The 24,422-nt window shown below is 59.1% G+C and carries 20 protein-coding genes; 9 read left to right on the forward strand and 11 right to left on the reverse strand.

The genetic code is table 11. From position 1 onward, the window contains the following. Positions 1-63: 63 nt before the first annotated feature. From EKN83_RS09115 to EKN83_RS09155, 9 genes are all read left to right on the forward strand, one after another. Positions 64-1,881 carry a glycosyltransferase gene (locus tag EKN83_RS09115; RefSeq protein WP_045285746.1) on the forward strand — a complete coding sequence of 606 codons (1,818 nt, stop codon included), beginning with the start codon at positions 64-66 and terminating at the stop codon, positions 1,879-1,881. After that, positions 1,878-3,197: a DUF3131 domain-containing protein gene (locus tag EKN83_RS09120; RefSeq protein ID WP_025756483.1), complete on the forward strand. Its 1,320-nt coding sequence runs from the start codon at positions 1,878-1,880 to the stop codon at positions 3,195-3,197. Before EKN83_RS09115 ends, EKN83_RS09120 begins: the two co-directional genes overlap by 4 nt. Further along, positions 3,194-4,741 carry a DUF3131 domain-containing protein gene (locus EKN83_RS09125; protein ID WP_126800741.1) on the forward strand — a complete coding sequence of 516 codons (1,548 nt, stop codon included), beginning with the start codon at positions 3,194-3,196 and terminating at the stop codon, positions 4,739-4,741. The genes EKN83_RS09120 and EKN83_RS09125 overlap by 4 nt, the downstream gene beginning before the upstream one ends. Beyond that, on the forward strand, positions 4,726-6,120 hold the full coding sequence (locus EKN83_RS09130; protein WP_126800742.1) for a DUF3131 domain-containing protein: 1,395 nt from the start codon (positions 4,726-4,728) through the stop codon (positions 6,118-6,120). The genes EKN83_RS09125 and EKN83_RS09130 overlap by 16 nt, the downstream gene beginning before the upstream one ends. Further along, a complete protein-coding gene (locus EKN83_RS09135; RefSeq protein WP_025756486.1) occupies positions 6,117-6,542 on the forward strand; it encodes a hypothetical protein in 426 nt (141 codons plus the stop codon). The genes EKN83_RS09130 and EKN83_RS09135 overlap by 4 nt, the downstream gene beginning before the upstream one ends. A gap of 10 nt (positions 6,543-6,552) precedes the next feature. Next, entirely contained in the window at positions 6,553-9,219 is a 2,667-nt protein-coding gene (locus EKN83_RS09140; protein WP_126800743.1) for a PAS domain-containing hybrid sensor histidine kinase/response regulator, read from the forward strand. Next, positions 9,216-11,390, forward strand: coding sequence for a glycoside hydrolase family 2 protein (locus EKN83_RS09145; RefSeq protein ID WP_126800744.1), 2,175 nt, complete (start codon positions 9,216-9,218; stop codon positions 11,388-11,390). Before EKN83_RS09140 ends, EKN83_RS09145 begins: the two co-directional genes overlap by 4 nt. Positions 11,391-11,483: 93 nt before the next feature. Continuing rightward, positions 11,484-11,771, forward strand: coding sequence for a VF530 family DNA-binding protein (locus tag EKN83_RS09150; RefSeq protein WP_025756489.1), 288 nt, complete (start codon positions 11,484-11,486; stop codon positions 11,769-11,771). 7 nt (positions 11,772-11,778) lie between these two features. After that, positions 11,779-13,071: a glycoside hydrolase family 10 protein gene (locus tag EKN83_RS09155; protein WP_126800745.1), complete on the forward strand. Its 1,293-nt coding sequence runs from the start codon at positions 11,779-11,781 to the stop codon at positions 13,069-13,071. Between the two features lie 40 nt (positions 13,072-13,111). On the opposite strand, the gene dsbG is transcribed toward EKN83_RS09155, so the two are convergent. From dsbG to EKN83_RS09210, 11 genes are all read right to left on the reverse strand, one after another. Continuing rightward, positions 13,112-13,870, reverse strand: a complete 759-nt coding sequence (dsbG, locus tag EKN83_RS09160) for a thiol:disulfide interchange protein DsbG (RefSeq protein WP_126800746.1) — start codon at positions 13,868-13,870, stop codon at positions 13,112-13,114. Between the two features lie 41 nt (positions 13,871-13,911). Beyond that, a complete protein-coding gene (locus tag EKN83_RS09165; RefSeq protein WP_126800747.1) occupies positions 13,912-14,523 on the reverse strand; it encodes a DsbA family protein in 612 nt (203 codons plus the stop codon). Between the two features lie 7 nt (positions 14,524-14,530). Continuing rightward, positions 14,531-16,555: a protein-disulfide reductase DsbD family protein gene (locus EKN83_RS09170; protein ID WP_126800748.1), complete on the reverse strand. Its 2,025-nt coding sequence runs from the start codon at positions 16,553-16,555 to the stop codon at positions 14,531-14,533. A gap of 48 nt (positions 16,556-16,603) precedes the next feature. Continuing rightward, the gene (locus EKN83_RS09175; RefSeq protein ID WP_045285756.1) at positions 16,604-16,975 is read right to left on the reverse strand and encodes a hypothetical protein; all 372 of its coding nucleotides are present in this window, start codon (positions 16,973-16,975) and stop codon (positions 16,604-16,606) included. A gap of 87 nt (positions 16,976-17,062) precedes the next feature. After that, positions 17,063-17,623: an RNA polymerase sigma factor gene (locus tag EKN83_RS09180; RefSeq protein WP_082082937.1), complete on the reverse strand. Its 561-nt coding sequence runs from the start codon at positions 17,621-17,623 to the stop codon at positions 17,063-17,065. 5 nt (positions 17,624-17,628) lie between these two features. Continuing rightward, a complete protein-coding gene (locus tag EKN83_RS09185) occupies positions 17,629-18,048 on the reverse strand; it encodes a hypothetical protein (protein ID WP_025756496.1) in 420 nt (139 codons plus the stop codon). Positions 18,049-18,323: 275 nt separating this feature from the next. Then, positions 18,324-18,752: a hypothetical protein gene (locus EKN83_RS09190; protein ID WP_126800749.1), complete on the reverse strand. Its 429-nt coding sequence runs from the start codon at positions 18,750-18,752 to the stop codon at positions 18,324-18,326. Positions 18,753-18,932: 180 nt separating this feature from the next. Next, complete coding sequence (locus EKN83_RS09195; protein WP_126800750.1) at positions 18,933-20,483, reverse strand: methyl-accepting chemotaxis protein; 1,551 nt, start codon at positions 20,481-20,483, stop codon at positions 18,933-18,935. Between the two features lie 89 nt (positions 20,484-20,572). Further along, positions 20,573-21,589, reverse strand: coding sequence for a LacI family DNA-binding transcriptional regulator (locus tag EKN83_RS09200; RefSeq protein WP_126800751.1), 1,017 nt, complete (start codon positions 21,587-21,589; stop codon positions 20,573-20,575). Between the two features lie 28 nt (positions 21,590-21,617). After that, positions 21,618-23,024, reverse strand: a complete 1,407-nt coding sequence (locus EKN83_RS09205) for a sucrose-6-phosphate hydrolase (RefSeq protein WP_126800752.1) — start codon at positions 23,022-23,024, stop codon at positions 21,618-21,620. Beyond that, on the reverse strand, positions 23,024-24,394 hold the full coding sequence (locus EKN83_RS09210) for a sucrose-specific PTS transporter subunit IIBC (RefSeq protein WP_126800753.1): 1,371 nt from the start codon (positions 24,392-24,394) through the stop codon (positions 23,024-23,026). The genes EKN83_RS09205 and EKN83_RS09210 overlap by 1 nt, the downstream gene beginning before the upstream one ends. Between the last annotated feature and the right edge of the window lie 28 nt (positions 24,395-24,422).

The following is a 24,422-nucleotide window of genomic DNA, read 5'->3' on the forward strand; positions in this document are numbered from 1 at the left end:
TTGGGAAACTGTCTGCGCAGCAGAATGGGTCTGCATTTTCACGGAATCAGGAACGCCGGAACTATGGATTTTTATTTTTCCCGTTTTGAACATCGTCGTCCTCCGGAACCGTTAACAACACCGCGCTGGGTAATGATCACCTGGCAGGTGTTAGCGGTCGCGGCACTTATTCTGGGTGCCAATTATATTTACTGGCGCTGGACCGCCTCCCTGAATACTGACGCATTATGGTATGCCATTCCGCTGGTCCTCGCCGAAACCCTGGCGTGGATTGGCACCGTGCTGTTTACCATCAATTTGTGGAAAGAACAGGATCCTCCTCAGAGTCCGCCGCCCGGCGAAATTAACGAATGCCTGTCGCCAGAAGAGGCCGTAGAGCCCCGTCCCGTCAAGGTGGATCTGTTCATTGCCACCTACTCGGAAGACACCGAGCTGGTCAGGCTGTCCATTCGCGATGCCCTGAAGATGACGTACCCGTTCCCGATTGACTACCGCATCCACGTGCTTGATGACGGCCGCCGCCCGGAGATGAAAGCCGTCTGTGAAGAAGAAGGCGTTAACTATATCACTCGCCAGACCAACATCGGCTTTAAGGCCGGCAACCTGCGCAACGGCCTTGAGCAAACCGACGGCGATTTTATTGTTATCTGCGACGCCGACACCCGGGTATTTCCCACCCTGCTCAGCCATACGCTGGGCTATTTTCGCGATCCGGACGTGGCCTGGGTACAGACGCCGCAGTGGTTCTTCGATCTTCCGGAAGGAGAAAACCTGTCGCGCTGGGGCCAGCGAAAAGCCGGAAAAGTGGGCTACGGTCTGGGCTGGCTGATTCAAAAGTGTGTTGGCCCGATCACGATTGGCCGCGACCCGTTTTTTAACGATCCGCGCATGTTCTATGACGTGATCCTGCGGCGGCGCAACTGGGCGAACGCGGCTTTCTGCTGCGGCGCAGCGTCCATTCACCGTCGCGAGGCGGTCATGCAGGCCGCGCTGAGAAGCTATGTCTGGTCCGTCGAAGAGGAGATCCATCGTCATACGCGCGACATTCGCGATGAGGAGACCCGGGACGCGCTGCAGAATGCAATGCGTCCGCACGTGGCGTTTGACACCGAGCTTACCCCCTACAAATTCCACGTCTCGGAAGATATTTACACCTCGGTGCTGCTGCACGGCGACGCCGCACGACGCTGGCGCTCGGTTATGCATCCGCGGGTTGAGTCGAAGATGCTCTCTCCGCAGGATATGCTCACCTGGATGATCCAGCGCTTTAAGTACGCCGCCGGCTCGCTGGATATTTTGTTCCATGACAACATCTTCAGCCGTCGCCGCTTCAGGCTTTCACTCCCCCAGACGCTGATGTATGCCACCACCTTCTGGTCTTACATGGCCTGCGTGTGGAACACGGTGTTTTTGATTTCACCCATTATCTATCTATTCACCGGCATTCCGCCGGTGTCCGCCTGGTCGACGCCGTTCTATCTCCACTTTCTCCCGTTTTTTATCTTCTCTGAACTGGCGTTTATGTTCGGCACCTGGGGGATCTCGGCCTGGGATGGCAGGGCCTCATACCTCTCCTTCTTTTCCATGAACCTGCGCGCGCTCAATACGGTGCTGCGGGGCGAACAGATCAAATTTCACGTCACGCCAAAAGAGCGGCAGACGGGCCGTTTTCTCTACCTGGTGAAGCCGCAGATTGCCATCGTGGTGCTGACCCTCGCAGGGCTTATCTGGGGCGGTATTCAGGTGGCGCGTGGACAGGTGGACGACCCCTCCGGCTACGTCATCAATATTTTCTGGGGAGGAGTGAACATCGCCGCCATGCTGCCGCTGATTTTCGCGGCCATGTGGACGCCCGCTGAAGAGGACGAGGTCACCCAATGAGGATACGTGACGCCCTGCTGCCCGCGCGCAGCTACCTCACCATTTTGCTCGGCTTCCTGATCGGCTTTGCCATTGTGGTCTGGGTGGAGAAACAGATGCCCACGCGCGTGGAAAGCAGCGGCGGCATCGCGCTCAGTAAAGACTTCCCGCCGCTGCCCACAAAACGGGCGCTGACCTATGACGAAGCCATCTGGGCGCGGGTCGCCTGGCAATACTACGTGAACAATACCCAGCCAAACGGCCTGGCGAATGCCAGCGACGGTGAACCCTGGCTGAGCCTCTGGAGCGTGGGAAGCTACCTGTTTGCGACCGCTGCCGCAGAGCAGCTCAATATCATTTCCGCCGATGAGTTTGATGAGAGGGTCAGCACCGCCGTGTTCACGCTGGGGCAACTGCCGCTCAATGACAAAGGTCTCCCCGCCGCCTATTACCATGCGGACACGCTCAAGATCCTTGGCAAACCTGACGCCTCCGCAATTGGTCTGAGCCGGCTGCTGTCGGCATTACAGACCCTGCTCTGGCGCTATCCCCAGCACGCGGCGGCCATCCGCGATTTGTTGAGCGTGTGGCGCACCGCGGCGCTGATTGAAAATAACACCCAAAGTCAGGCGGCGGTGCCGCTCCACCACTGGACGCTGGCCGACGATGAACAGCGGGACACTTTTGGCTACCGTCTCTATGCCAGCCATACGCTGCGTCTGATAGACAGCGCGGCAGGCCTCGCGGTGACCAATCCCCCTGAAGGGCAAAAGATGATCGATCTGGATGGCGTAATGGTGCCCGATGAAGGGCTTCGCACGCCCTGGGGCAAGCAAACCTCGCTGATCAGTCTCCCCTATCTGTTAACCGGGCTTGAGCTGGGCTTTGATGCGCAGAGCGCTGAAATTGCGTGGCGGATTATGCAGATCCAGCAGCGGCGTCATGGCCTGCGCACGCCAAAACCCCCCGTCAGCACGGATTATGCCGAACCCGCGCCGGATTACGTTAACGATCTGCCGGACAGGCAGCCGGTACAGGCCCGCAACTTGCGCGACGAGGTGCCGGAGAAAGTGGCGATTACCTCCACCCGCACCGCGTTTGCCTGGTATGCCCTTTTCCGCAACAGCTGGAGCGAAGCGCTGCGCCAGCAGGTTCTGGCGCTTCAGGTGCCGGGTAAAGGCTGGCAGCGCGGGTTAAATCTCAACAACAGCGTCAATGACGTCGTGGACGCCGATACCAACGCCATTGTGCTGGAAAGTCTGTCTTACATCGCGCATGGCCAGATGCTCTGTCTGGCCTGCCTCTACACATACCCCTCAGCAGGAGCAACGCCATGAAGCCACGATTCCCGATCCTTTTCCACCTGCTCACGGGAATAACGATCTGCTGGCTGGCGCTATCGACCGTGCGTGCGGATACCGAGCTCCCTGCATCAGGTTACTCCCCGCGCAGCGGCGAGCTGACGGCCCGAGAGATGACCATCGCGAAAAACGCCTGGCAGTATTTCGTCACCAACTATCAGCCCACGACGGGTCTGGTGAATGCGGTCAACAAATATCCCTCCACCACCATGTGGGACAGCGCCTCCTATCTGGCCGCCCTTACGGCGGCGCGCGAGCTGGGGATCATTGATAAAGCGGAATTTGACCGCCGGATGCTGAAGTTTCTCGCCACGTTAAACACCCTGGTACTGTTTCGCAACGAGCTGCCCAACAAGGCCTATAACACCATCAGCGGCCAGAAGGTGGACTACACCAACAAGCCCGGCGAAATTGGCTTCTCGGCACTGGATATCGGGCGAATGCTGGTCTGGCTGAAAATCATCAAGGAGCGTTACCCGGAATACGGCAACAGCATTGATAACGTGGTGCTCGGCTGGGATTTCAGTCACGCGATCGCCCCCTGCGGCACGCTGTACGGGGCCTATCTGGAGAACGGCCAGCCGAAGTACGTTCAGGAAGGTCGACTGGGCTATGAAGAGTACGGCGCGGCCGGTTTCCAGCTGTGGGGGTTCAATACCTGCAAAGCCAGCAGTCCGCAGCCTTACGAGCTAGCCGAGATCTACTGCGTGCTGGTCCCGTACGATACGCGCGACCCGCGCAACACGTCGCAGCATAACTACGTGGTGACGGAATCCTACCTGCTCTACGGGCTGGAGTTCGGCTTTGATAAACCGACCGACCGGGATAACGCCCCGCGTGACTACTCCCTGACGTGGATGAAAAACTTTGCCGACCGCGTTTATCAGGCTCAGGAGAACCGCTATACCATTACCGGCGTCCTGACCGCGCGCTCCGAGCACCAGCTCGATAAGGCCCCTTACTTCGTCTATGACACCGTCTTCAGCGACGGGTACAACTGGAACACCATTACCGATAAAGGCCAGTTCGTCCCTAACGCTGCCGCGATTTCGCTGAAGGCGGCGCTGGGCATGTGGGTGCTGTGGAACTCCCCCTATACCGACCGCCTGCTGAACACCATTGAGAATGCCAACGAAGAGGGAAAAGGCTACTACGAAGGGCTATATGAAAACGGCGACGGGCCGATCAAAGAGTTCACCGCGAACAATAACGGCATCATGCTGGAGGCCCTGTTGTTCAAAAAAGAGGGAAAACTGCTGGCCTTCAACACCGACAACCCGAAGAGCAAGGATTTTGCGCCGTCGCTGTGGGATCGAAAGCTGCTCGATCAGTTTGAAGAGAACAACGCGCTGCGCAGCCGCCCGTTCCTTGCCAGCACCCCGGCCGTAAAAAGCTGGTGCGACCGGACCGGCGTCACGCAGCGTACCAAACCCGCCTGCCAGGCCTGTCAGTGCGCGTCATGCAGCGTGGACGAGCCCGTTAAACTGCCTCCGGTGACTGCGCAATGCTTAAAACCATAGCCAGAGGGCTTGCGGGATTACTCCTTGCAGGCGCGATCGTCTTTGCGCTGTTTGCCCATCAGGGCGCAGGCTGGCGCTGGCTCATCAGTGGCGGCTGGCACTCCAGCGCGCGTATTGCCGCCCTGACGCCGGAAGAGCAGACGTGGGCGGCGATCGCCTGGCGCTATTTCGTCAATAATACCCAGCCGCAAACCGGGCTGGTCAACGGCAGCGACAAACAGCCCCGCGTCACGCTCTGGCAAATGGGCGATACGCTTATCGCCCTGCTGGCGGCCAAAGAGCTGGGGCTGATTGAGGAGGCCGAGTATGACGCTCGCCTGACGCGGCTGATGGGCACCCTCAACCGCATGATACTGACCGAGGCCCGGACGCCCGGTCGACTCTATTCCAGCCAGACGGCGACGCCGATCGACTTTAGCGGCAAGCCCGTTAAAAATGGCTGGTCCGCGCGCGACATGGCGCGTCTGATGCTCGCCCTGCGCCTCACCGCAGAGCGGGAACCGCAGTACAGCGAATACCTCGATAAAATCATCCTGCGCTGGAATTTCTGTCCGGTCATCGACGGCGAAGGCGAACTGTGGTCATCTTCCCTGCAAAACGGCCAGCCGGTGGTGCGCGAGGAGCTGCGCCTGGGCGAGAGCGAATATGCCGCAACGGCGTTTCAGCTGTGGGGGTTTTCCCCGGAGAAAGCGTTTACGCCCCCGGCGCACCACGTCATCATCGCCCAGCGGCGTCTGGCCGTCGATGCCCGGGATCCGCGCACCACGTGGCAGCCCTCCCTGATCACCACCCTTCCCTATATGCTGCCGGGCCTGGAGTTTGGCTGGGAGCCCGAAGGCGTTGCGGCCGATCGGCAAAAGCACCTGCGCAAGCAGGCCGAAAACGTCTGGCTGAGCCAGAAGAGCCGCTGGGAGACCGATAAGATCCTGACGGCCAGGGCAGATTTCTCGCTCCCGCAGGCGCCCTGGCATATCCAGGATACGGTCTGGGGAAATGGCTATGCATGGAACTCTGTCGGTGACGATGGCCGGGACTACACCCGTTTCGCACAGGTGTCGACCAAAGCGGTCTTTGCCCTGTGGGCCCTGTGGGACACCCCGTACACCGACGTGCTGATGTCGGTGACAAAGCATCTTAACGATCCGCAAAAAGGCTGGTACGAAGGCCGCCAGGAAGCCACGGGCGATACTAACGCTGCGCTCACCCTTTCCACCAATGCCACGGTGCTGGAAGCCCTGTTCTTTAAACACAACGCGGGCCCCCTGTTTGACGCCCGCCGGGCTAAAAAAGAGAGCTACTTTACGCGCCGTGTGGCAGATGACTATACGCCCGTCGGGCACTGTATACCGGGCGAAAATGCCGTAAGGAGGACGCCGTGAAATTTTACCGCGATCTGTTTGAATCCAGTCTTAACCGCGTCTTTCCGGATAATGATAAAACGGCGTTTTTTCAGACGTTCTATGACGCCTTCGTCCATATGTCACCCGAGACGGAGCAGCATTTTTCTCGCCTGCCGGATAGCGAGGGTCAGCAGACTCTGTTTAAGAGTTTCTTCGCCATGCTTGCGGTAGACGGCGCGTTAATCGTGCCTGATTTTCTCGAGCGCCTGGCGCGGGAGCAAAGTGACGACGGTCTTCACCTCCCGCCGCGTTTTTTCGCCCTGTGGCGCGAAGCGATGTTGAACGCGGTGAGCCTGCGCGATCCGCAGTGCGACGATGAGATCCTGACGGCCTGGGCCATGGCGATCGCGCCCGGGCTGGAATACCTGCGCCGACAGGCAGAACTGCACTACCGCGCGTAGGAGGATCACGATGAGCGCATTCACGTACGATCTTAACGCGCTGCCGGCCGCCGTCATGATTTATGACCGCGAGGAACGCCTGCAGGCCTGGAATCACAACGTGGCCCTTTTTTATCCGGTCATTACCCCGTGGCTGAAGGTGGGTACAACGCTGGAGTCGCTGGCGGAACGCTTTATCGACGCCGTTTACAACGTAGATCCCGGCCTTCGCCTGACGCTGCGCGAGTCGATCGTGCGCAACTGTCGGCAGGATAAACACTGCGAAGTGCGGCAGGCAGGCCAGCGGCGGATCTTCGTCCAGCACCAGCGCCTTGCGGACGGTGGCATTGTCAGCCTGCACAGCGATGTCACGGAGCTGGATGAAGCACAGCGGGCACGTCATCAACTGCATGACGATTTTCTGCTGACGGCGGAATCCATCCATATCGGGATCTGGGACTGGCAGGTTTCTGGCGACACGCTCCAGGTCAACGATACCCTGCTTGCCATGCTGGGCCAGTCGCGCACCCAGTGGCGATATCCGGTGCGTTTTTTGCTCAATCAGGTCCACGAGAACGATCGCGCTGCGCTGCGCAAGGCGCTGCACGCGTCGAAGCAGGATCATCGTCCGGTCTTTGAATGTGAAATTCGCGTGCATCACCCTACCGAAGGTCTGCGCTGGATGCTGCTCTCCGGCCAGGTGGTCACGCTCTCCATTGAGGGAAACGCCGAGCGCGTGATTGGCACGCTGCAGGATATTACGCGCCGTAAGGAGGCTGAAATTCAGGCGTTCGCCTCAGCCATTGAGGCACAAAAAGCCAATGAGGCAAAAAGCGCATTCCTGGCGAATATGAGCCATGAAATTCGCACCCCCATGAACGGCATTATTGGCATGACCCAACTGTGCCTGGATACAGCGCTCAGCGCCGATCAGCGCGATTACCTGACGCTGGTGATGAGTTCTGCCCAGTCTTTGCTGCATATCATCAACGACATTCTCGACTTTTCCCGGATTGAAGCCGGTAAAGTGGAGCTGGAGGCGGAGCCCGTCCCGGTCCGCCCCTTCATTCAGTCGCTTATTCGCCCCCACATGCCGGGGGCGAGCGAAAAAGGCATTGAGCTGCTGGTCGATATTGCGCCCGACGTTCCCGACGTGCTGCTTGTCGACGGCGCGCGGCTGCGCCAGATCCTGACCAATCTGCTGGGTAACGCGCTGAAGTTTACCCATCAGGGTGAAGTTATCCTGATTGTTGAGCCCGCGGATAACACGGATCGATGGCGTTTCCGGGTGTGCGACAGCGGCATTGGCATTCCGGCAGATAAGCAGAAAGCCATTTTTGAAGCCTTCAGCCAGGCGGATAACTCTACCACCCGCCGCTATGGCGGTACGGGGCTCGGGCTAACCATCTCTGCGCGACTGGTCGCGGCGATGGGCGGCGAATTAACGGTCTCCAGCGAGCCGGGGAAAGGCAGCGAATTTTCCTTCGTGCTACCGCTTGCGGCCCAGGCGCCTGGCCCGGAGGAACGCCCTCATAGCCATCGCTTTAACGGGGAGCCCGTGCTGGTGGTTGATGATAACGCGACCAACCTGCGGCTATTGGCCGCCATGCTCAGCCAGATGGGGTTGAAACCCACCTGCGTTAATAACGCCAGCGAGGCCATCAACCGGGTTAAAACGGGAACGGCATGGCCCCTGATCCTGCTGGACGCGCAGATGCCGGATATGGACGGCGTGTCGCTGGCTCTCGAACTTTCGGTGCTGCCGCAGGTTGCTGAGAGCCATATCATCATGCTGAGCTCCATGAGCCGACATTTTGATATCAATATGCTGAAGCGGATCGGTATCCAGAACTACCTGCATAAACCTATCGCCCAGAATGAATTGCATCAGGCGATTGCCGCGGCGTTTGAACGTGCGCCAAAGACGGTGAGTGAAAGCGAGCCCGCAGCCACCGTCGCGCCGGACAACGCCGGGCTCAGGGTCCTCCTTGCGGAAGATAATCTGGTCAACCAGAAGGTCGCCGCGCGCCTGCTTGAGCGGCTCGGGCACACCTGTCAGATCGTCGATAATGGCGTCGCACTGCTGGAACGCTGGCGCGCGGGCGTGTGGGACGTTTTGCTGATCGATCTTCAGATGCCAGAGATGGACGGTGAGACCGCCATTCGCCTGCTGCGTGAAGAAGAACGCGCCCGGCCCGGCCCGGCTCAGCCCACCGTCGCCATGACCGCACACGCCATGCAGGGGGATAAAGAGCGCTGTCTTCAGATGGGTTTCGACGGCTACATTGCCAAACCCATCAGCCAGGAGCGTCTCGCTGAGGAGATTGCTCGCGTGCTCCCGCGCCACGATGACCCTTCCGCCTTCCCGGATGAAGCACGTCTGCTGAAGCAGTGTGCTGACGACCCTGCTCTGGTCCAGGAGCTGCTGGCCCTGTTTGGCGAAGGGCTGGAGGAGGCCATGAAGGCCATCACCCTGGCTATCGACAGCGACGATCGTGAAGCGCTGCGCCGCGGCGCCCACAAGCTGCGAGGAGAAGCCGTCACGCTGGATTTCGGGCGACTCGCCCGTCAGCTGCAGGCGCTGGAGAGCGAGGCGCACACGCTGGAGGGGCAACAGCTTGCGGCGCTAAACCAGCAGCTTCATAAGGAATCGCTGCGCCTGATGGCGTGGCTCAACGCGCGCGGGGTAAACGCATGATCGCTCGCAACTGCGCGCTGCTCATTGCCCTGTTGACCACCCATACGGTGGCGAACTCTGCGCCGGTCAGCTGGTCTCTGGCCGGAGAATGGCAGGTTCAGGACGCCAATGATAGCGCGCGTCCTGCCGCATCAGGCTGGCGCCCGCTTCAGGTCCCCGCCAACTGGTACAGCGCCGGGTACGATCACCAGGGCGCGCTGTGGTACAAGCACGCGTTTTCCCTGCCCGTGCAGCCGCCCGACGTAATGAGCACTCTGGTGTTTGACGGCGTCGACTACCTGGCCGAGGTCACCCTGAACGGCCAGCCGCTCGGCCAGCATGAGGGCTATTTTCAGCGCTTTTCGCTGGATGCCAGTCAAGCGTTACAACGTCACAACCGACTGGTGGTCAGGGTGGACAGCCCTTACGAAGATCCCAATAAGATCTGGCCGCTGCATAAAACGGTCATGAAGGGGATCCTTAACCAGCATGACACGCGTCCCGGCGGGGCCTGGTCGCCGCAAGGACAGGACGCCAACTCGGGCGGCATCTGGGCGCCGGTGAGGCTGCATCTTAGCCGAGGCGCTACCCTGGATGAGACCATCCTGCGGCCAGACTGGTCACAGGGGCTGATGCACCCCGCGCTGAAAGCAGACATTCGCTATCGCGCGCTCGGTCAGGGCCCGGCGACCGTGCGTCTCACCGCCACGCCCGACAACTTCAGCGGCAGGCCCTATCAGGCTGACTTTCCGGTTACCCTCGAAAGCGGCGCCCATTCCGTGCAGCTGACGCTGCCCATGCCGAAGGCAAAACTGTGGTGGCCCGTCGGTACCGGAAAACCCCACCTGTATACCATTCGCGTGGCATTGCGGGATGAAAACGGCCTGATGGATACGGCGGTCACCCGCACCGGGCTGCGCAAGATCGTCGAGCAGCCCGACAATAAGGGCTGGCTCATTAACGACAAACGCCTTTTCATTAAGGGCAGTAATTACATCGGATCCCCCTGGCTCAGCACCATGACGCGAGAAAAATACCGTCGCGATCTTCGTCTGGTGGAAGCCATGAACGCCAACGCCATACGCGTGCACGGACACGTTGCCGGACGTGCGTTGTATGACGTGGCCGATGAGATGGGCATGATGATCTGGCAGGATGTTCCGCTGCAGTGGGGCTACAACAACAGTGCGGCTTTCACGGAAAATGCGGTTCGCCAGACGCGGGAGATGATCGAACAGTTCGGTAATTCCCCCGCCACCATCGTCTGGGGCGGGCATAACGAACCGCCGTGGAACTCGCCGTGGATGGAAAAACGCTTCCCGGACTGGAATAAAGATCTGAATCGCGAGCTCACGCAAAAGGTGGCGGATACGCTTGCCGAAGATACCTCGCGCATCGTGCACCGCTTCTCCGCCGTTGAGGAGCATTACTGGGCGGGCTGGTACTTTGGTACCGTACGCGACCTGCTTGCTCCGGCCAAAACGGGGATCATCACCGAGTTCGGCGCGCAGGCGCTTCCCCGCGTGTCGACGCTAAAAACCATCATCCCGGCGGCGTCACTCTGGCCCAAAACGACCGCCGCTGACGATCCCGGCTGGACCGTCTGGAAATACCATAATTTTCAGCCCTTCCAGACCTTTAAGTTTGCCGGTATTTCGCGTGGGGACAACATCCAGGCGATGATCCGCAATACTCAGGCGTACCAGTCGCAGCTGGTGGCCACGGCGGCAGAGAGCTACCGTCGACAGCGCTACCAGCCGGTGACGGCCCTGTTCCACTTCATGTTTGTAGAAACCTGGCCGTCCATCAACTGGGGCGTAGTGGACTACCTGCGTAAGCCTAAAGCCGGGTTCTACGCCTTAAAACGCGCCTACCAGCCTGTTTTGCCGTCTATTGAACCCGTCACGGCGCAGTGGCAATCCGGCGCGGCGGCGACCGTGCGTCTGTGGGCCATCAACGACACCTGGAAACCGTGCCGCGAATGTCGTCTGAGCTGGCGCATCACCCAGCGCGACAAGCTGCTGGCAAAAGGCACGACGACGATGACGATCGCAGCAGACTCAGGAACGATGGTAAAAGCGGTCACGGCCACGCCCGTGGGCCAGGACGACGTGTCGATTCGGTTTAAGATTGAAAACAGCGCGGGAAAAATTGTCGGCGAAAATCAGCGCACGGAGTCCGTCATAAAGTGAGCGAGGGGAAAAGGAAAATTGCCGCTTCCCCTCCTTTCTTGTACCCTTTCAGCGTTTACCCCATTCCCCTAAAATCGAGACATCCGGACGCCTATGACTGCACATATTTCCAAAGATCCTCTGCATGGCGTAACGCTGGAGATGATGGTCAACGCCCTGGTGGCGAAATATGGCTGGCACGAACTGGGCGACCGAATCAAAATTAACTGTTTCAGAAAAGACCCCAGCGTTAAATCGAGCCTGAAATTTCTGCGCCGTACCCCGTGGGCGCGCGCGGAGGTTGAAGCCCTGTATCTGGACTCTCTCAACGATGAGGGACACGCAGAACAGGAAGCGCCCGCCTTTAATCCCTGGGCCAACAGTCGGATTATCAAGAGCTAATACGCAAATGACGCGACACGTAAAACGGACTGGTGCGCTGGCTGCCTGCGCACTTTTACTTGTAAGTTGCTCCTCAAAACCGCCAAAGTCACTGGTTACCCCCCTTCCCACCGTCAGCAAACCGACGCAGCAGGCAAACGTGCCGATGCGCGGGATCTGGCTGGCGACCGTCTCGCGTCTCGACTGGCCCCCGGTGGCCTCGGTGAACGGCCGCAGCGCGGACCAACGCATCGCGATGCAGAAACAAGCGCTAACCAGCAAGCTCGACAACCTTAAGCACCTCGGCATTAACACGGTGTTTTTCCAGGTGAAGCCCGACAGCACGGCCCTCTGGTCATCAAAGATTTTGCCGTGGTCAGATACGTTAACGGGCAACATCGGTGAGTATCCGGGATACGATCCGCTGCAGTTTATGCTCGATGAAGCGCACAAGCGCGGCATGAAGGTCCATGCCTGGTTTAACCCTTACCGCGTGTCGACCAATACTAAACCGTCCACCATCGCCGCCCTGAACCGGACGGCCTATCAGACCCCGTCCAGCGTCTATGTCCAGCACCCGGAGTGGGTGCGCATCTCGGGCGACCGCTTTGTGCTAGACCCGGGCATTCCCGACGTGCGGGACTGGATCACCAAAGTGGTCACCGAAGTGGTGGCGAACTACCCGGTAGACGGCGTGCAGTTTGATGATTACTTTTATGCCGAATCGCCGGGATCCGCGCTCAATGACGCGCAGACCTGGCGGCAGTACGGCCAGGGATTTGCCTCCAAAGCCGACTGGCGAAGACACAACACGCAGCAGCTGATTGTCCAGGTCTCCCGGGCGATTAAACAGACAAAGCCCGACGTGGAGTTCGGCGTCAGCCCGGCGGGCGTGTGGCGCAACCGCTCCTTTGACCCTGCAGGCTCCGACACCCGCGGCGCCGCGGCCTATGATGAATCCTACGCCGATACGCGTCAGTGGGTTCAGCAGGGCCTGCTGGACTACATCGCCCCGCAAATTTACTGGCCCTTCTCGCGGGATGCCGCGCGCTACGACGTGCTGACCAGATGGTGGGCCGACGTGGTGAAGCCGACCCACACTCGCCTGTACATTGGCATTGCGTTCTACAAGGTGGGTGAGCCGTCAAAAAATGAGCCAGACTGGACGGTTCAGGGCGGCGTGCCGGAGCTGAAAAAACAGCTCGATCTCAACGATTCGCTGCCCAACGTTAACGGCACCATCCTGTTTCGGGAAGATTACCTCAACCGCCCGCAGACGCAGCAGGCGGTGAATTACCTGAAGGGACGCTGGGGTGGCTGAATGACAACCAGGCAGAAACACCCTGTTTCTGCCTGGCTATTTACGGCTTCGGCCCGAACATCGCCTCAAGCTGCTGCGCATCCGGCATACCGACCACCTGCTGCAGCTCATTTTCCGCATTCAGATAATAAATGGCTGGCGTGGCGTTAGCGCCCAGGCTGTCCATCAGCGCCTGGTGCTTCTGCAGTATTGCTACCGTTTCGCGGGAAGCCTCACCCTCTGGCTTCGGCAACTTTTTCCCACCGGAAAGCTCGTATTCGCGCCAGGCCGCCACCGGATCTTTCGCATTGAGGATCGCGGCGGCGTTACGTCCGCTGTTGGGGTTGAGGAACGCCACCAGCAGCGTATTGAGCTGAACCTTGCCCGCCTTCACCCACGGCTGCGCCTCGGACCAGAACTGCTTGCAGTACGGACAGAACGGATCGGCAAAGACAAAGAACTTACGCGGGGCGCTATCCGCCCCTTCCTTCAGGGGATGCGCCGCGTTGAGGTTCTTCCACATCTCGCGTCCCATCGGAGCGTAGATCTCTTTCTGGAAGTAGCTCTCGCTGAGGTTCTTCCCTTTGTCATCATAAAGATAACCTGAGATCACGTGCTTGCCGTCCGGCGTTAAAAACAGCGTGACGCCCATGTCCTGATACTGCCCCAGCCAGGCTGGCGTCCCGCCGGGGGCGTCCAGCTTCTTGATGATTTTAATGTTCTGCTGCTCGCTGAAGTGCTTCACCACATCCGGTATGGCTTCAGCCGCCTGTACCAGCCCTGACGTCGCCAGTGCCGAAAGTAACAGTAATTTTTTCATTTCCCTCTCCGGTTTGTCGGGGGCATTCCGCCCCCTTCAGGTTAGCGGTTTTTCAGTGCGTCACTGACCATTTCATCGAACTGTTCGAACGGCACCCAGCCGGGAAGTAGCCCCTCGCCGATAAGGGTGGCGGGCGTGCCCTGGATCCCCATTTTTTCCGCGACGATCAGGCTGCGCTTGATTGTCAGCAGGCTCTCGTCATCCGGCGTCGTCACGTTCACGCCCGCCCGCTTCTGCGCCTCCTGAATGCTGGTCTCATCGTGGTACCCCTTCTTCGCCATCAGGGTATGGTTGAGTTTCATAAACTGCTCAGGATGCGCACGCCAGACGGTTAACGCGTCTCGCGCGGCGGTGAGCGAACTTTCCGAGCGGAAAGGTAAAAACTTAAAGACTACCGCCACGTCCGGGTGTTTTTCGACAATCTTCTCCAGGTACGGATCGAATTTTTTACAGTACGGACAGTTGTAGTCGGTAAACACCACGAGGGTGAGCTTTGGGTTTTTCGCGCCGATGCGCGGGGAGTTCGGGTCGTTAAACAGAAAATCAGCGATCATCTGCTGCGCGCGCTGCTCCTGGTCCGGCGTCAGCGGCTGGGCCGCGAACACCTGAACCGGGGCCAGCAGGAGCAGAAGCGTAATAAGGAGTGTTTTCATCGTACAGTTAGCCTTTTGCGTTGTTCAGGGTGGTGACCAGGGTGCGCTTGTCCAGCAGCGGCGAGAGGATTTCGCCATCAGGCAGGCCGGGGCCATACACCGCGTTAAACGGGATGGCGTAGCGGTTTCGCTTCGCCAGAAACGCCGCGATGAGCGCGGACGGCTGGCTCCAGTCTCCGCGCAGGGCCACCACGTCCGGCTGGCGCAGTGCGGCAACGATCTCCGGCTGATTGAGCACCCGATGCTCGTTCACCTTACAGGTCACGCACCAGTCGGCAGAGATATCCACGAACACCCGTTTCCCCTGCGCCAGCGCCTGCCCGATGGCCTCCTCGCTGAGCGGCTGCCACGGTATGGCCTGCGCGGTATTTTGCGCCGAAGCGTCAGGCGGCGCGTTAAGCAGCCCGCGCATCTGATACCCGCCGAACCCCGACAGCGCGATAACCACGAGCCAGAACAGCGGCGAGGCCGTTTGCCGCTTCATTGCGAACAGCGCCAGCGTGACGGCGACCAGCATCAGCAACACCACCTGAGTGAGCCTGTCGCCCAGATGCAGGCTCAGCAGCGTCGCCAGCCAGAAGCTGGAGGCCAGCATCATCAGGCCAAGAACGACTTTCAGCGTGTTCATCCAGCGACCGGGTTTCGGCAGCAGCAAGGCCGTTTTCGGCACCAGGGCGACAAACAGCCACGGCAGGCTCATACCCACGCCGAGCATCAGGAAGATGAGCCACAGGGCATGCAGCGGCGCGCCAAGGGCAAAGGCAACCGCGGTACCGAGGAACGGCGCGGAGCACGGGGTCGCCAGCAGCGTGGCGAACATCCCTTCACAGAAGCTGCCGCCAATCCCCGTCCCTCCTGCCGTTGCCAGCCGCCCGGCGGCGGCAGAAGGCAGCAGCATCTCAAAGACCCCAAACAGGTTCAGCGCAAACAGGAAGGTGACGGCGACCATCAGACCGATAAACCACGGGTTCTGGAACTGAATGCCCCACCCCAGTGATGCGCCGGCCAGCTTAAGCGCGGTGACCATCGCGGCCAGCAGCATAAAGGAGGTCACGATCCCGGCGCTGGTGGCCAGAAAGCGCAGCCTGATGGTGCGGCCGTCCGAGCCTGCGTGCAGGATGCTGTTGAGCTTCATGCCCATCACCGGCAGTACACAGGGCATCAGGTTCAGGATCAGCCCGCCCAATAGCGCAAACAGCACCATTTTGCCGATCCCGTCCGCCACTGAAGTCTCTTCGGGCGTTGTCCCAACGGTCATGGTGGTTTGCTGCGCGCGATCGCCATTGGTCAGCACAAACGACAGCGCTTTACCCTTCAGCGAGGCGGGCTTATCGCCCCATTCATCGGTGACGGGGACCGTTACCCGAAGCGTATTGCCGTCGTGTTTAATGACCGGCTCGCCGGGCAGAATGTCACCCTCCAGCGGGTCAAAGAAGATCCCCGGATTATCCCATTTCCCGTCCGTCGTCCCCGTCACCACCAGATTGCCGTCAGAAAGCCAGGCCGACAAATCGGCGGAAACGCCGGAGGTGCCCGGCACGGCGCGCATCGCTTGCGCGAAGGCGTTGCGGAAGCCCTCATCCACCGGTTGGGTAAAATCGAGGTGCAGCGGGTAGTCCGTCAGCAGGCAGACGTTGCTGCACGTAGAGAGCGTGAGCGTCCCGTCGAGCGTGTCGCCCCTCACCCCGTCGAGCGTAATCGGAATAGTGACCTTATCGTGATAGCCCTGCGTGGTCATGCCGGAGATATCGAAGCGCGACGGGACCGGCCAGGACCAGCTGTCCGTTACGCCGTCCGGCCAGCTGATTTTCGGCGCCACGCCGCCCTCGCCCGGCGATCGCCAGTAGGTTTTCCAGCCGGGTTTTAGCTCAACGGTGAGCAGGCCCTTAATGTGGTTTTGTTCCCTCTCCGCCTGAAAGCGGATACGGGCGTGATCGTTTTGGGGGGAAACCAGCCAGCCGGTGTCCGCCGCATGGGCAATGCCGATGCAGGACAGCCACAGGAAGACGAATCCCCTGAAGAGGTTAACCATGTTTTACTCCGTGAACAGTGAAAAATTATCGTGCGGTGACGATGATTTTCACTCACGGAAAACGCAGTTTTTCAGGTGTATTCGGGGAGGCGGTGCCTGAACGGGCTGTTCAACAGGCGCAAACGCCCGCCCTTGCGTAAACAGCTGCAGCAGCGCGAAGAAGATAATAATGGCCGGTAGCGCACCGTCGAAGAACAGCGGCTGCGCGCAAAGCAGCGAGTGCGCGCCCAGCTGACAGGGCGACGGGCCAGGCTGTTCCGTATCGCTGGTTTGCGCCGGGGCATCAGCTATCAGAGAAATCTGCGGATCCAGCCCCTGTAAAAAATGGTTGAGCATCACCGCACGCTGCACGAGGCAAAGCGCCATCGCCAGACAGGTGATAATCAAAAGCCATTTTCCGAGGAGCTGACGGTTGCGCATAACATTCCAGAGTAAGAAGACGCCCCGATCATAAACCATAGTGATGAATCTACAAGTACCGGAAGTGTAAGGTTTTGTCTGTCGCCGCTATTCGCCCGTTAGCGCGTCATAGACGTCCCGCAGCCGCGTGCGTAGAAACAGTACTGCCTTATGTTTGCGGGATAACAGCGCCTGTTCGCTGGCACCGGTCTCCTCTGCCAGCATTTTAATGCTGTAGCCGTAAAGCTCGGTCTTCTCAAACACCTCCCGCTGCGGCGGCGACAGTTCAGACAGTGCCTGTCCCAGCTCTTCCCACAGCAGCGTTTTGAGGTACTCCTCTTCCGGCGTGTGCGGTACGCCGAACAGGGTTTCGGCCAGCTCGTCCTCCGGGAAACCCTCGTCGTCTTCGCCCGTAAAATAGCCGGAGAGCGAGACCTCGCGCTTTTTACGCGCCCGGTCGGTCATCTCGTTACGCGCCGCGCGGAACAGCCAGGCGGCGACGTTTTCGACCGGCTGTTCCACTTTCATCAGCTGATACGTCACTTCCTGCAGAATGTCGTCGGCATCATCACGGACGGACGTCCGTCCGCGAATGAAGGCTCTCAGCCGGGCGCGGCAGGCATTGAGCGCCGACATCAACATGGATCCGCCCGCCTCCCCGGCTTTCATTTCGCTCACTCTGCTTCCGGCGCTTTTGGCGTGGCGTCGTCGCGCTTATCGTCACGATGCCCGTGCCAGCCGCAGTGCCCGCGGCCGTGACGACCAAACCCTTCGCGGCGCTGCTGAATAAACGCCTCGCGCTGCTCGGGCGTCATGTTCATCCAGCGCTCGTGCATGCGGCGGTGCGCGCCGAACATCCCCGGGCGGAAGCCCAGCCCGCCAAACAGAATGCGGCTCAGCACCAGAATGCCCAGCGCCTGCCAGAATCCGATGGCCTTCACGCCAAGGATCGCCGGAAGCAAGGCGTTCCACAGGGACATCACCAGCAGGCCGAGCACGATGAAAATCACCGCGCCGATGACTAATCCCTTGCCCATACGGTGGCGACCAAATCCGCGCCCGTGACCTCTGCCGTGCATTTCAAAATCTCTCATGGTGTTTACCTCGTTTACCGTAACTGATTATGGCTTGTGGTGAGGTAGACGGATGAGCGAGGGAAATATTGCTGGGGTGAATCAAAGAATTTTTGTGCTGTCGGATTTGGACTCATAGCTGTTAGAGCTGGCGGGCGCTATGAGTCACCTTCAGGCCATCACTTTTTGCGTAATGAAGTCGCTAGTCTTCGCTTGACAGAAAAGGAGAAAGGCGCAAGTAAATGGCATAAAAAGTCCGGCAGTCTGAGTGCCGGTCTTGTAGCGTAATTCAAGCATCAGTTTTGCCATGAAATGATGTCGTCCAGACCAGAGAGCAGGTCGGGAAAGTAACTTTCATCAATCTCGAAGGAATCGTCAAGGGTAACACTGTCAGCATGGTTTTCAGGCTTAAGTACCATACTAACTCCAACAGCACCGGCAAAATGTGCCTGATGAAACTTAAGCATAACCTGCTCGAATGCCGAGGTTAAACGACTATCCTTAGACTTTGTACCTGTCGTTAAGGCTTGATGGAAAGCATGTGCATCAAGCCTGAATTGCTCTAACTGACCGACAAAAAACTCTGCAGCAAACTCTGTTTTTAAGACAGGGATTGAGAATTCAACCCATACCATAATACGGCTATAGGCAGGCACCTCGGGTTCAGTCAGCCTTTCATAGGGCGTTAATTTAAGGTGTCTGTCACCGCTTGTGATATCTATCATGATCCCCCCTTACGGCATGTACTGAAAATGCATAATAGTCCAGTCAGCTTCCCTGACCAACGCCTCCAGACGGTAAGACTTGTAAATATAAGTGCTTTTAAAACATGAAACTTTGTCTGATACGTCTTTCCCGTTAAGCCAGACATTAAAAAGGCTCCCTCAGGAGCCTCTTATATTCAATCAAGCCTGCACCGGCAAACTAAAACTCGAAATACTCCGCGATAGCTGCTGCGCCTGCTCTTCCAGCGAGGCCGCTGCCGCGGCGGACTGCTGCACCAGCGCGGCGTTCTGCTGGGTCACGCCGTCCATCTCGGTCACCGCCTGCCCGACCTGGCTAATCCCACGGCTCTGCTCTTCCGAGGCGACGGAAATCTGCTCCATCAGCGTATTCACTTTGTTCACCGACGAAATAATCGCGTCAATCACCGCACCTGAACGGCTGACCAGCTCCGCACCGTTTTTCACGCTGGAAACCGACTGGGCAATCAGGCTCTCAATGTCCTTGGCGGCCACCGCACTTTTCTGTGCCAGGGTGCGCACTTCACTGGCCACGACCGCAAAGCCGCGGCCCTGGGTACCGGCGCGCGCCGCTTCAACCGCCGCGTTCAGCGCCAGGATGTTGGTCTGGAAGGCGATGCTGTTAATCACGCTGGTGATGTCTTCGATGCGCTTCGAGTTCGCGGCGATGGTATTCATCGTGTCGATGACTTCGCGGGTCACCGCTTCACCGGTGTGGGCATTTTTCACCGCGTCCTGCACCAGTTTTCCGGCCTGGAACACATTGTCGGTGTTGTTCGCCACCGTCGCGCTCAGCTCTTCCATGCTGGCCGCCGTCTGGGTTAATGCGGAAGCCTGCTGCTCGGTGCGTGACGCCAGGTCAATATTCCCGGAGGCAATCTCCTGGGCTGCGTGCGTCACGGTATGGCTCGCATCGCGTACCTGAGCGATGGTTGACAGCAGTGCCTGACGCATCTGCTCCATCGAGCTCATCAGATGATCGATTTCGTTATGGGCGCTCCCCTTCACCGGCACCGGAATGTCCAGCTTACCTGCCGCAATCTGGCTGCAGTGCTCGCGCGCGAGGTTGACCGGCGCGAAGACAAAGCGCTTCATCAGCAGGCTGACTGCGATGATCACCACCACAAACAGACTGGCGATTGCGGCAATGATCGCCAGGCCAGAGACGAAGTTACTGCTCGCATCTTCATTCAGGCTTTTGGCATATTTCTGGTGCACGGAAAGGACCTGGTCGAGAACGATCTCGTACTGGCGATCGAGGCGGGACACTTCCGGGATCAGCGCGTCAAATTTGGCGACATCGTGTGCCGCAGCGGCATCAATCAGCGGCGCAAGTCCCTGGTTGCGGTAGTTCTGCCAGGCATCCTGATAGGCTCTCACCAGCGGTGCTTCATCGCTCAGGCGCGGTGACGCCATAAAGGCCGCAAACGCATGGTCCGCTTTGGTCAGCGCCTCTTTCACGGAGGTCAGCTTTGCTGCCCCGTCCGCCGCGTTACCCGCTTCCACCATCTTCACATACTCCATCACCCGAACGCGCAACGTACGGCTGTGGTTAATGGGGTCAATAATGGACAGCACCACCTGGATCTCTTTATTGACGTTATCCAGGGAATTATTACTTTTAATGATGAGGCCAACGCTGGTGACAGTGCTGACAACAAAGAAGAAAAGCAGCGAGAACAGGATAATCAGGGACGACTTTTTCAACGACATAAACCAATACCTCAAGGAGAATTATTCCTTATGGTTATCGGCGCTTCCAAAACTTAAATTAATTAAAGTTATTGATGTATCGGTCCGGGCTAATCTGCTGACTTATAGCGCCGCTGCAGGGTGGCAGCCAGCTTGCGTTGCAACGGTTCCGGGGTCTCGCCTTCAATCAATTTGCTAATCAAATCAAAGCAGTGCCACGCCAGCTGCCGGTTATCCTGGCGAATAGTATCCACGGGGATCGTCAGCGAATCATAGAGATAGTGATCGTCAAAACTGGCTAACCTGATATCGCTTTGCAACAGGTTATGTTGGCCCATATAGCGCAACACCCCTTCCAGCAGCCCGCAGGCGGCAGCGAACAACGCTTTCGGCGGACGTCCCAGCCGGGCGCAGAGTTCGGCAAACATCTCGTAACCGGAGCTCGGGTGATAGTTGCCGTGAATGATCCACTCCGGACGCAGTTCCACACCGGCATCACGCAGACCTTGTTTGAACCCTTCCAGGCGGTCGCGCGTCGGGGATAAGCGGGGCTGGCCGCCGAGGAAGTAGAACTCATCAGGATGCTGGCGCGCTATATCTGACACCAGTTCCGTCGTCGGGGTAATAGAGTCGGTGATCACCAGCGGCAGCGCGCTGTCGTTGATGTGGCGGTCAAACAGGACCACCGGCAGCTGCTCGCTCAGCTTATGGTAGTCCGCGTCGTTAAGCATGCTGGAGGCCACGATCAGCCCGTCCACCTGCCGCGCCACCATGTTGTTCACCACCACCGTCTCCTGCCCCGGGTTTTCATCGCTGCAGGAGATCAGCAGCTGAACGCCCGCCTCGCGGCACAGCGTTTCCAGTTCGTGAGAAAAGACGGCAAAACCGTAGTTGGTGATCTCCGGAACCACCAGACCAATGGTGTGGCTGCGGTTATCCCGCAGCGAACGGGCGTGAATGCTGGGCTGATAGTGGTGCTCTTTTGCAATCGCCAGCACGCGCTCGCGCGTCTCTTCCGCCACGCGAAGTTCTTTGCTGCGACCGTTCAGGACCAGGCTGGCGGTGGCTTTGGACACCCCCGCCAGCTCCGCGATGTCTTTGATGGTGACGCGTTTTGTTTTTCTCACAACGACTTAGATCCGGCTGCCAAAACCCTCATTCTATCATGCAGGTGCGCAACGACCAGTAGCGTAATGTGATGTCGGACGCACCTTCGAATCGCACCCGGGCCGGATGGGCAGGAAAATAGCGGCTGCTCATCACCCCTTCGCCGTGGTTGATGAAAATTTCAACGCTGGAGCGGTCGCACAGGACGCGTAAATGACGGACGTCGCCCTGCCAGTAGCGGGTCAGCGTTTCACCGGTTTCCAGGCTCGCGCGTTCCAGACGCAGGCCCTGCCCATCGACGCTGAGGCGCAGCGCGCCGGCAAAATCGACAATCACCTGCGAAGCGCCCAGCTCAAACTCCAGGCGCGTCGCGTCGAGTGCGGGCGCGGCGCTGGCGCGCCCCTGCCAGTTGTGTTCATCTTCGCGCAGCGCCGCCAGCTCACGCACCGGGATCTGCCAGAGCCTGCCGTCGCGGTACCGTAATTCGCGCGGACAGGTCATCTGGTGCATCCAGCCGTGCGCCCGCGTGGGCTGCAGCATCTCTTCCCCGTCCGGTACGCCCATCCAGCCGATCAGAATACGGCGACCGTCTTCCGCCAGCGTGGTTTGCGGGGCGTAGAACTCAAAGCCCGCATCCAGCTCGTGCAGCTCGCCGTGATCAAACCGGGCGGTGGAAGAGTCAAACGCTCCACTCATCCAGGTGGCCGGATAGGTGTTGAGGTAGCGATGCGGCTCGCGCGCCAGCCCCTGCGGGCAGCAGATCAGGACGTGCGTCCCGTCGAGGGCAAACAGGTCCGGGCACTCCCACATATACCCTGCATCCGACAGGCCGTTGACGCCGTGACCGGCGATCTCCCCGCAGGATTGCCAGGCGTGCAAATCAGCTGACTTAAACAGCAGCACCTTGCCGCGCTTTTGCACATCCTGTGCGCCAAGCACCATGTACCACAGCCCGTCGTGCTGCCACACCTTCGGGTCGCGCACGTGGCCGGTGTAGCCTTCCGGCAGCGCCAGCACCGGTCCCAGCTTCCTGAAGGTTCCATCCGGCTGTTCCACGGCCAGGCACTGCCAGGCCGTGCGGCTGCCGTCATCAAACTTGACATTGCCGGTGTAACACAGGGTCAATACGCCCGCGTTATTCACGGCGCTACCGGAGTAGCAGCCGTTGCGGTCATACTCTTCTTCCGGCATGAGCGCCAGCGGCTCGTGCCGCCAGTGCACCAGGTCCGCAGAGCTCCAGTGCCCCCAGCACTTAAAGCGGTGCTCGCAGTCCAGCGGGTTCCACTGATAAAACAGGTGGTAGCGGCCAGCAAACCAGATAAACCCGTTCGGGTCGTTCATTAGCCCCGTCACTGGCGCTGGGTGCCATTGCGGATAATGGCTGTCCGCGAGCGCCCGCGGCTGACCTTGCATAACGGCCTGCAGGATCGCAGGCCAGCGGGAAGGTAACGTCATTATTCAGAGTCCGTTTTATATTTCAGCAGCAGTGAGACGGTAAACGCCACGCCGAAGGCAATCACCATGCCGATAATATAGTTCAGCAGCGAGCTGGCCTGCACAATGGCCATGCCCGGAATGGCGGTCAACCCGACGGCGGTCATGTAGACATGCACCGACACCACCCAGGCACCGCCCACCGCGCCGCCAATCAGCGCGGCGATAAACGGCTTAACGAAGCGCAGGTTGATACCAAAAATAGCCGCTTCGGTGATGCCGAGCATCGCAGAAAACGCCGACGGCAACGTAATGGCTTTGATTTTGGCATCTTTGGTTTTGAACCACACCGCCAGACAGGCACCGCCCTGCGCCACGTTCGCCATGGCCCAGATAGGCAGCAGGAAATTAACGCCAATCGATGGATTGCCCAGCAGCCCGGCTTCGATGGCGTGGAAGCTGTGGTGAATACCGGTGATCACAATCACCGAGTAAAGTCCGCCAAACAGCAGTCCCGCCAGCCAGCCCGCGTGGGCAATAAGGGTGCTGAGAATAAAGGAGATGCCGTCCCCCAGGGCGCGCCCTGCCGGACCGATAATCAGCAACGCGATAAAGCCGGAGATCACCACGGTGAGGAACGGCGTCAGGATCAGGTCTAAGGCGTCCGGAATCACGCGGCGCAGATTTTTCTCCACGATGCTCATAAACCAGACGGCCAGCAGCACCGGGAATACCGTGCCCTGATAGCCAATCATCGCGATCTCAAGGCCAAAGAAATTCATGGTGTGGAAACCCGACGCCACGCCCCAGGCGTTGGTCAGCGCCGGGTGGGTCAGAATGCCGCCAAGCGTTGCGCCAAGATACGGGTTACCGCCAAACTCACGCGCGGCAGTGAAGCCGATCAGAATAGGCAGAATGATAAACGCCGCGGAGCTGCACATGTCCAGCATGATGTAGAGGGCGTTATCCGCATTGACCCAGCCGTAGGTTTTCACCATCCCGAGCAGGCCCATCAGCAGACCGGACGCCACAATCGCGGGAATGATCGGCACAAAGATGTTGGAGAGCAGACGGGCAATGCGCTGGAACGGGTTGAGCTTGCGCGCCGCCAGATCCGCGGCTTCAGATTTACTGGATTCGCTGATCCCCGCCTCCCGGATAAACGCGGCGTACACCTTGTTAACCACGCCCGTACCAAAAATCACCTGCATCTGCCCGGCGTTACGAAAACAGCCTTTTACGCCGTCAACCTTGCCGATAGCCTGCTGATCGGCAAGCGCGTCATCGACCAGCACCAGACGAAGACGCGTTGCGCAGTGTGCCGCGCTGGCGATGTTCTCTTTGCCACCGAGCAGCGGAATAAGCGCGCGGGCGATATTATCAAAATCCATAGATACCTCTGCCTGACTTCATTTTTTA

The sequence above is a fragment of the Enterobacter sp. WCHEn090032 genome (assembly GCF_003986875.1).
Lineage (GTDB): Bacteria > Pseudomonadota > Gammaproteobacteria > Enterobacterales > Enterobacteriaceae > Enterobacter > Enterobacter sichuanensis.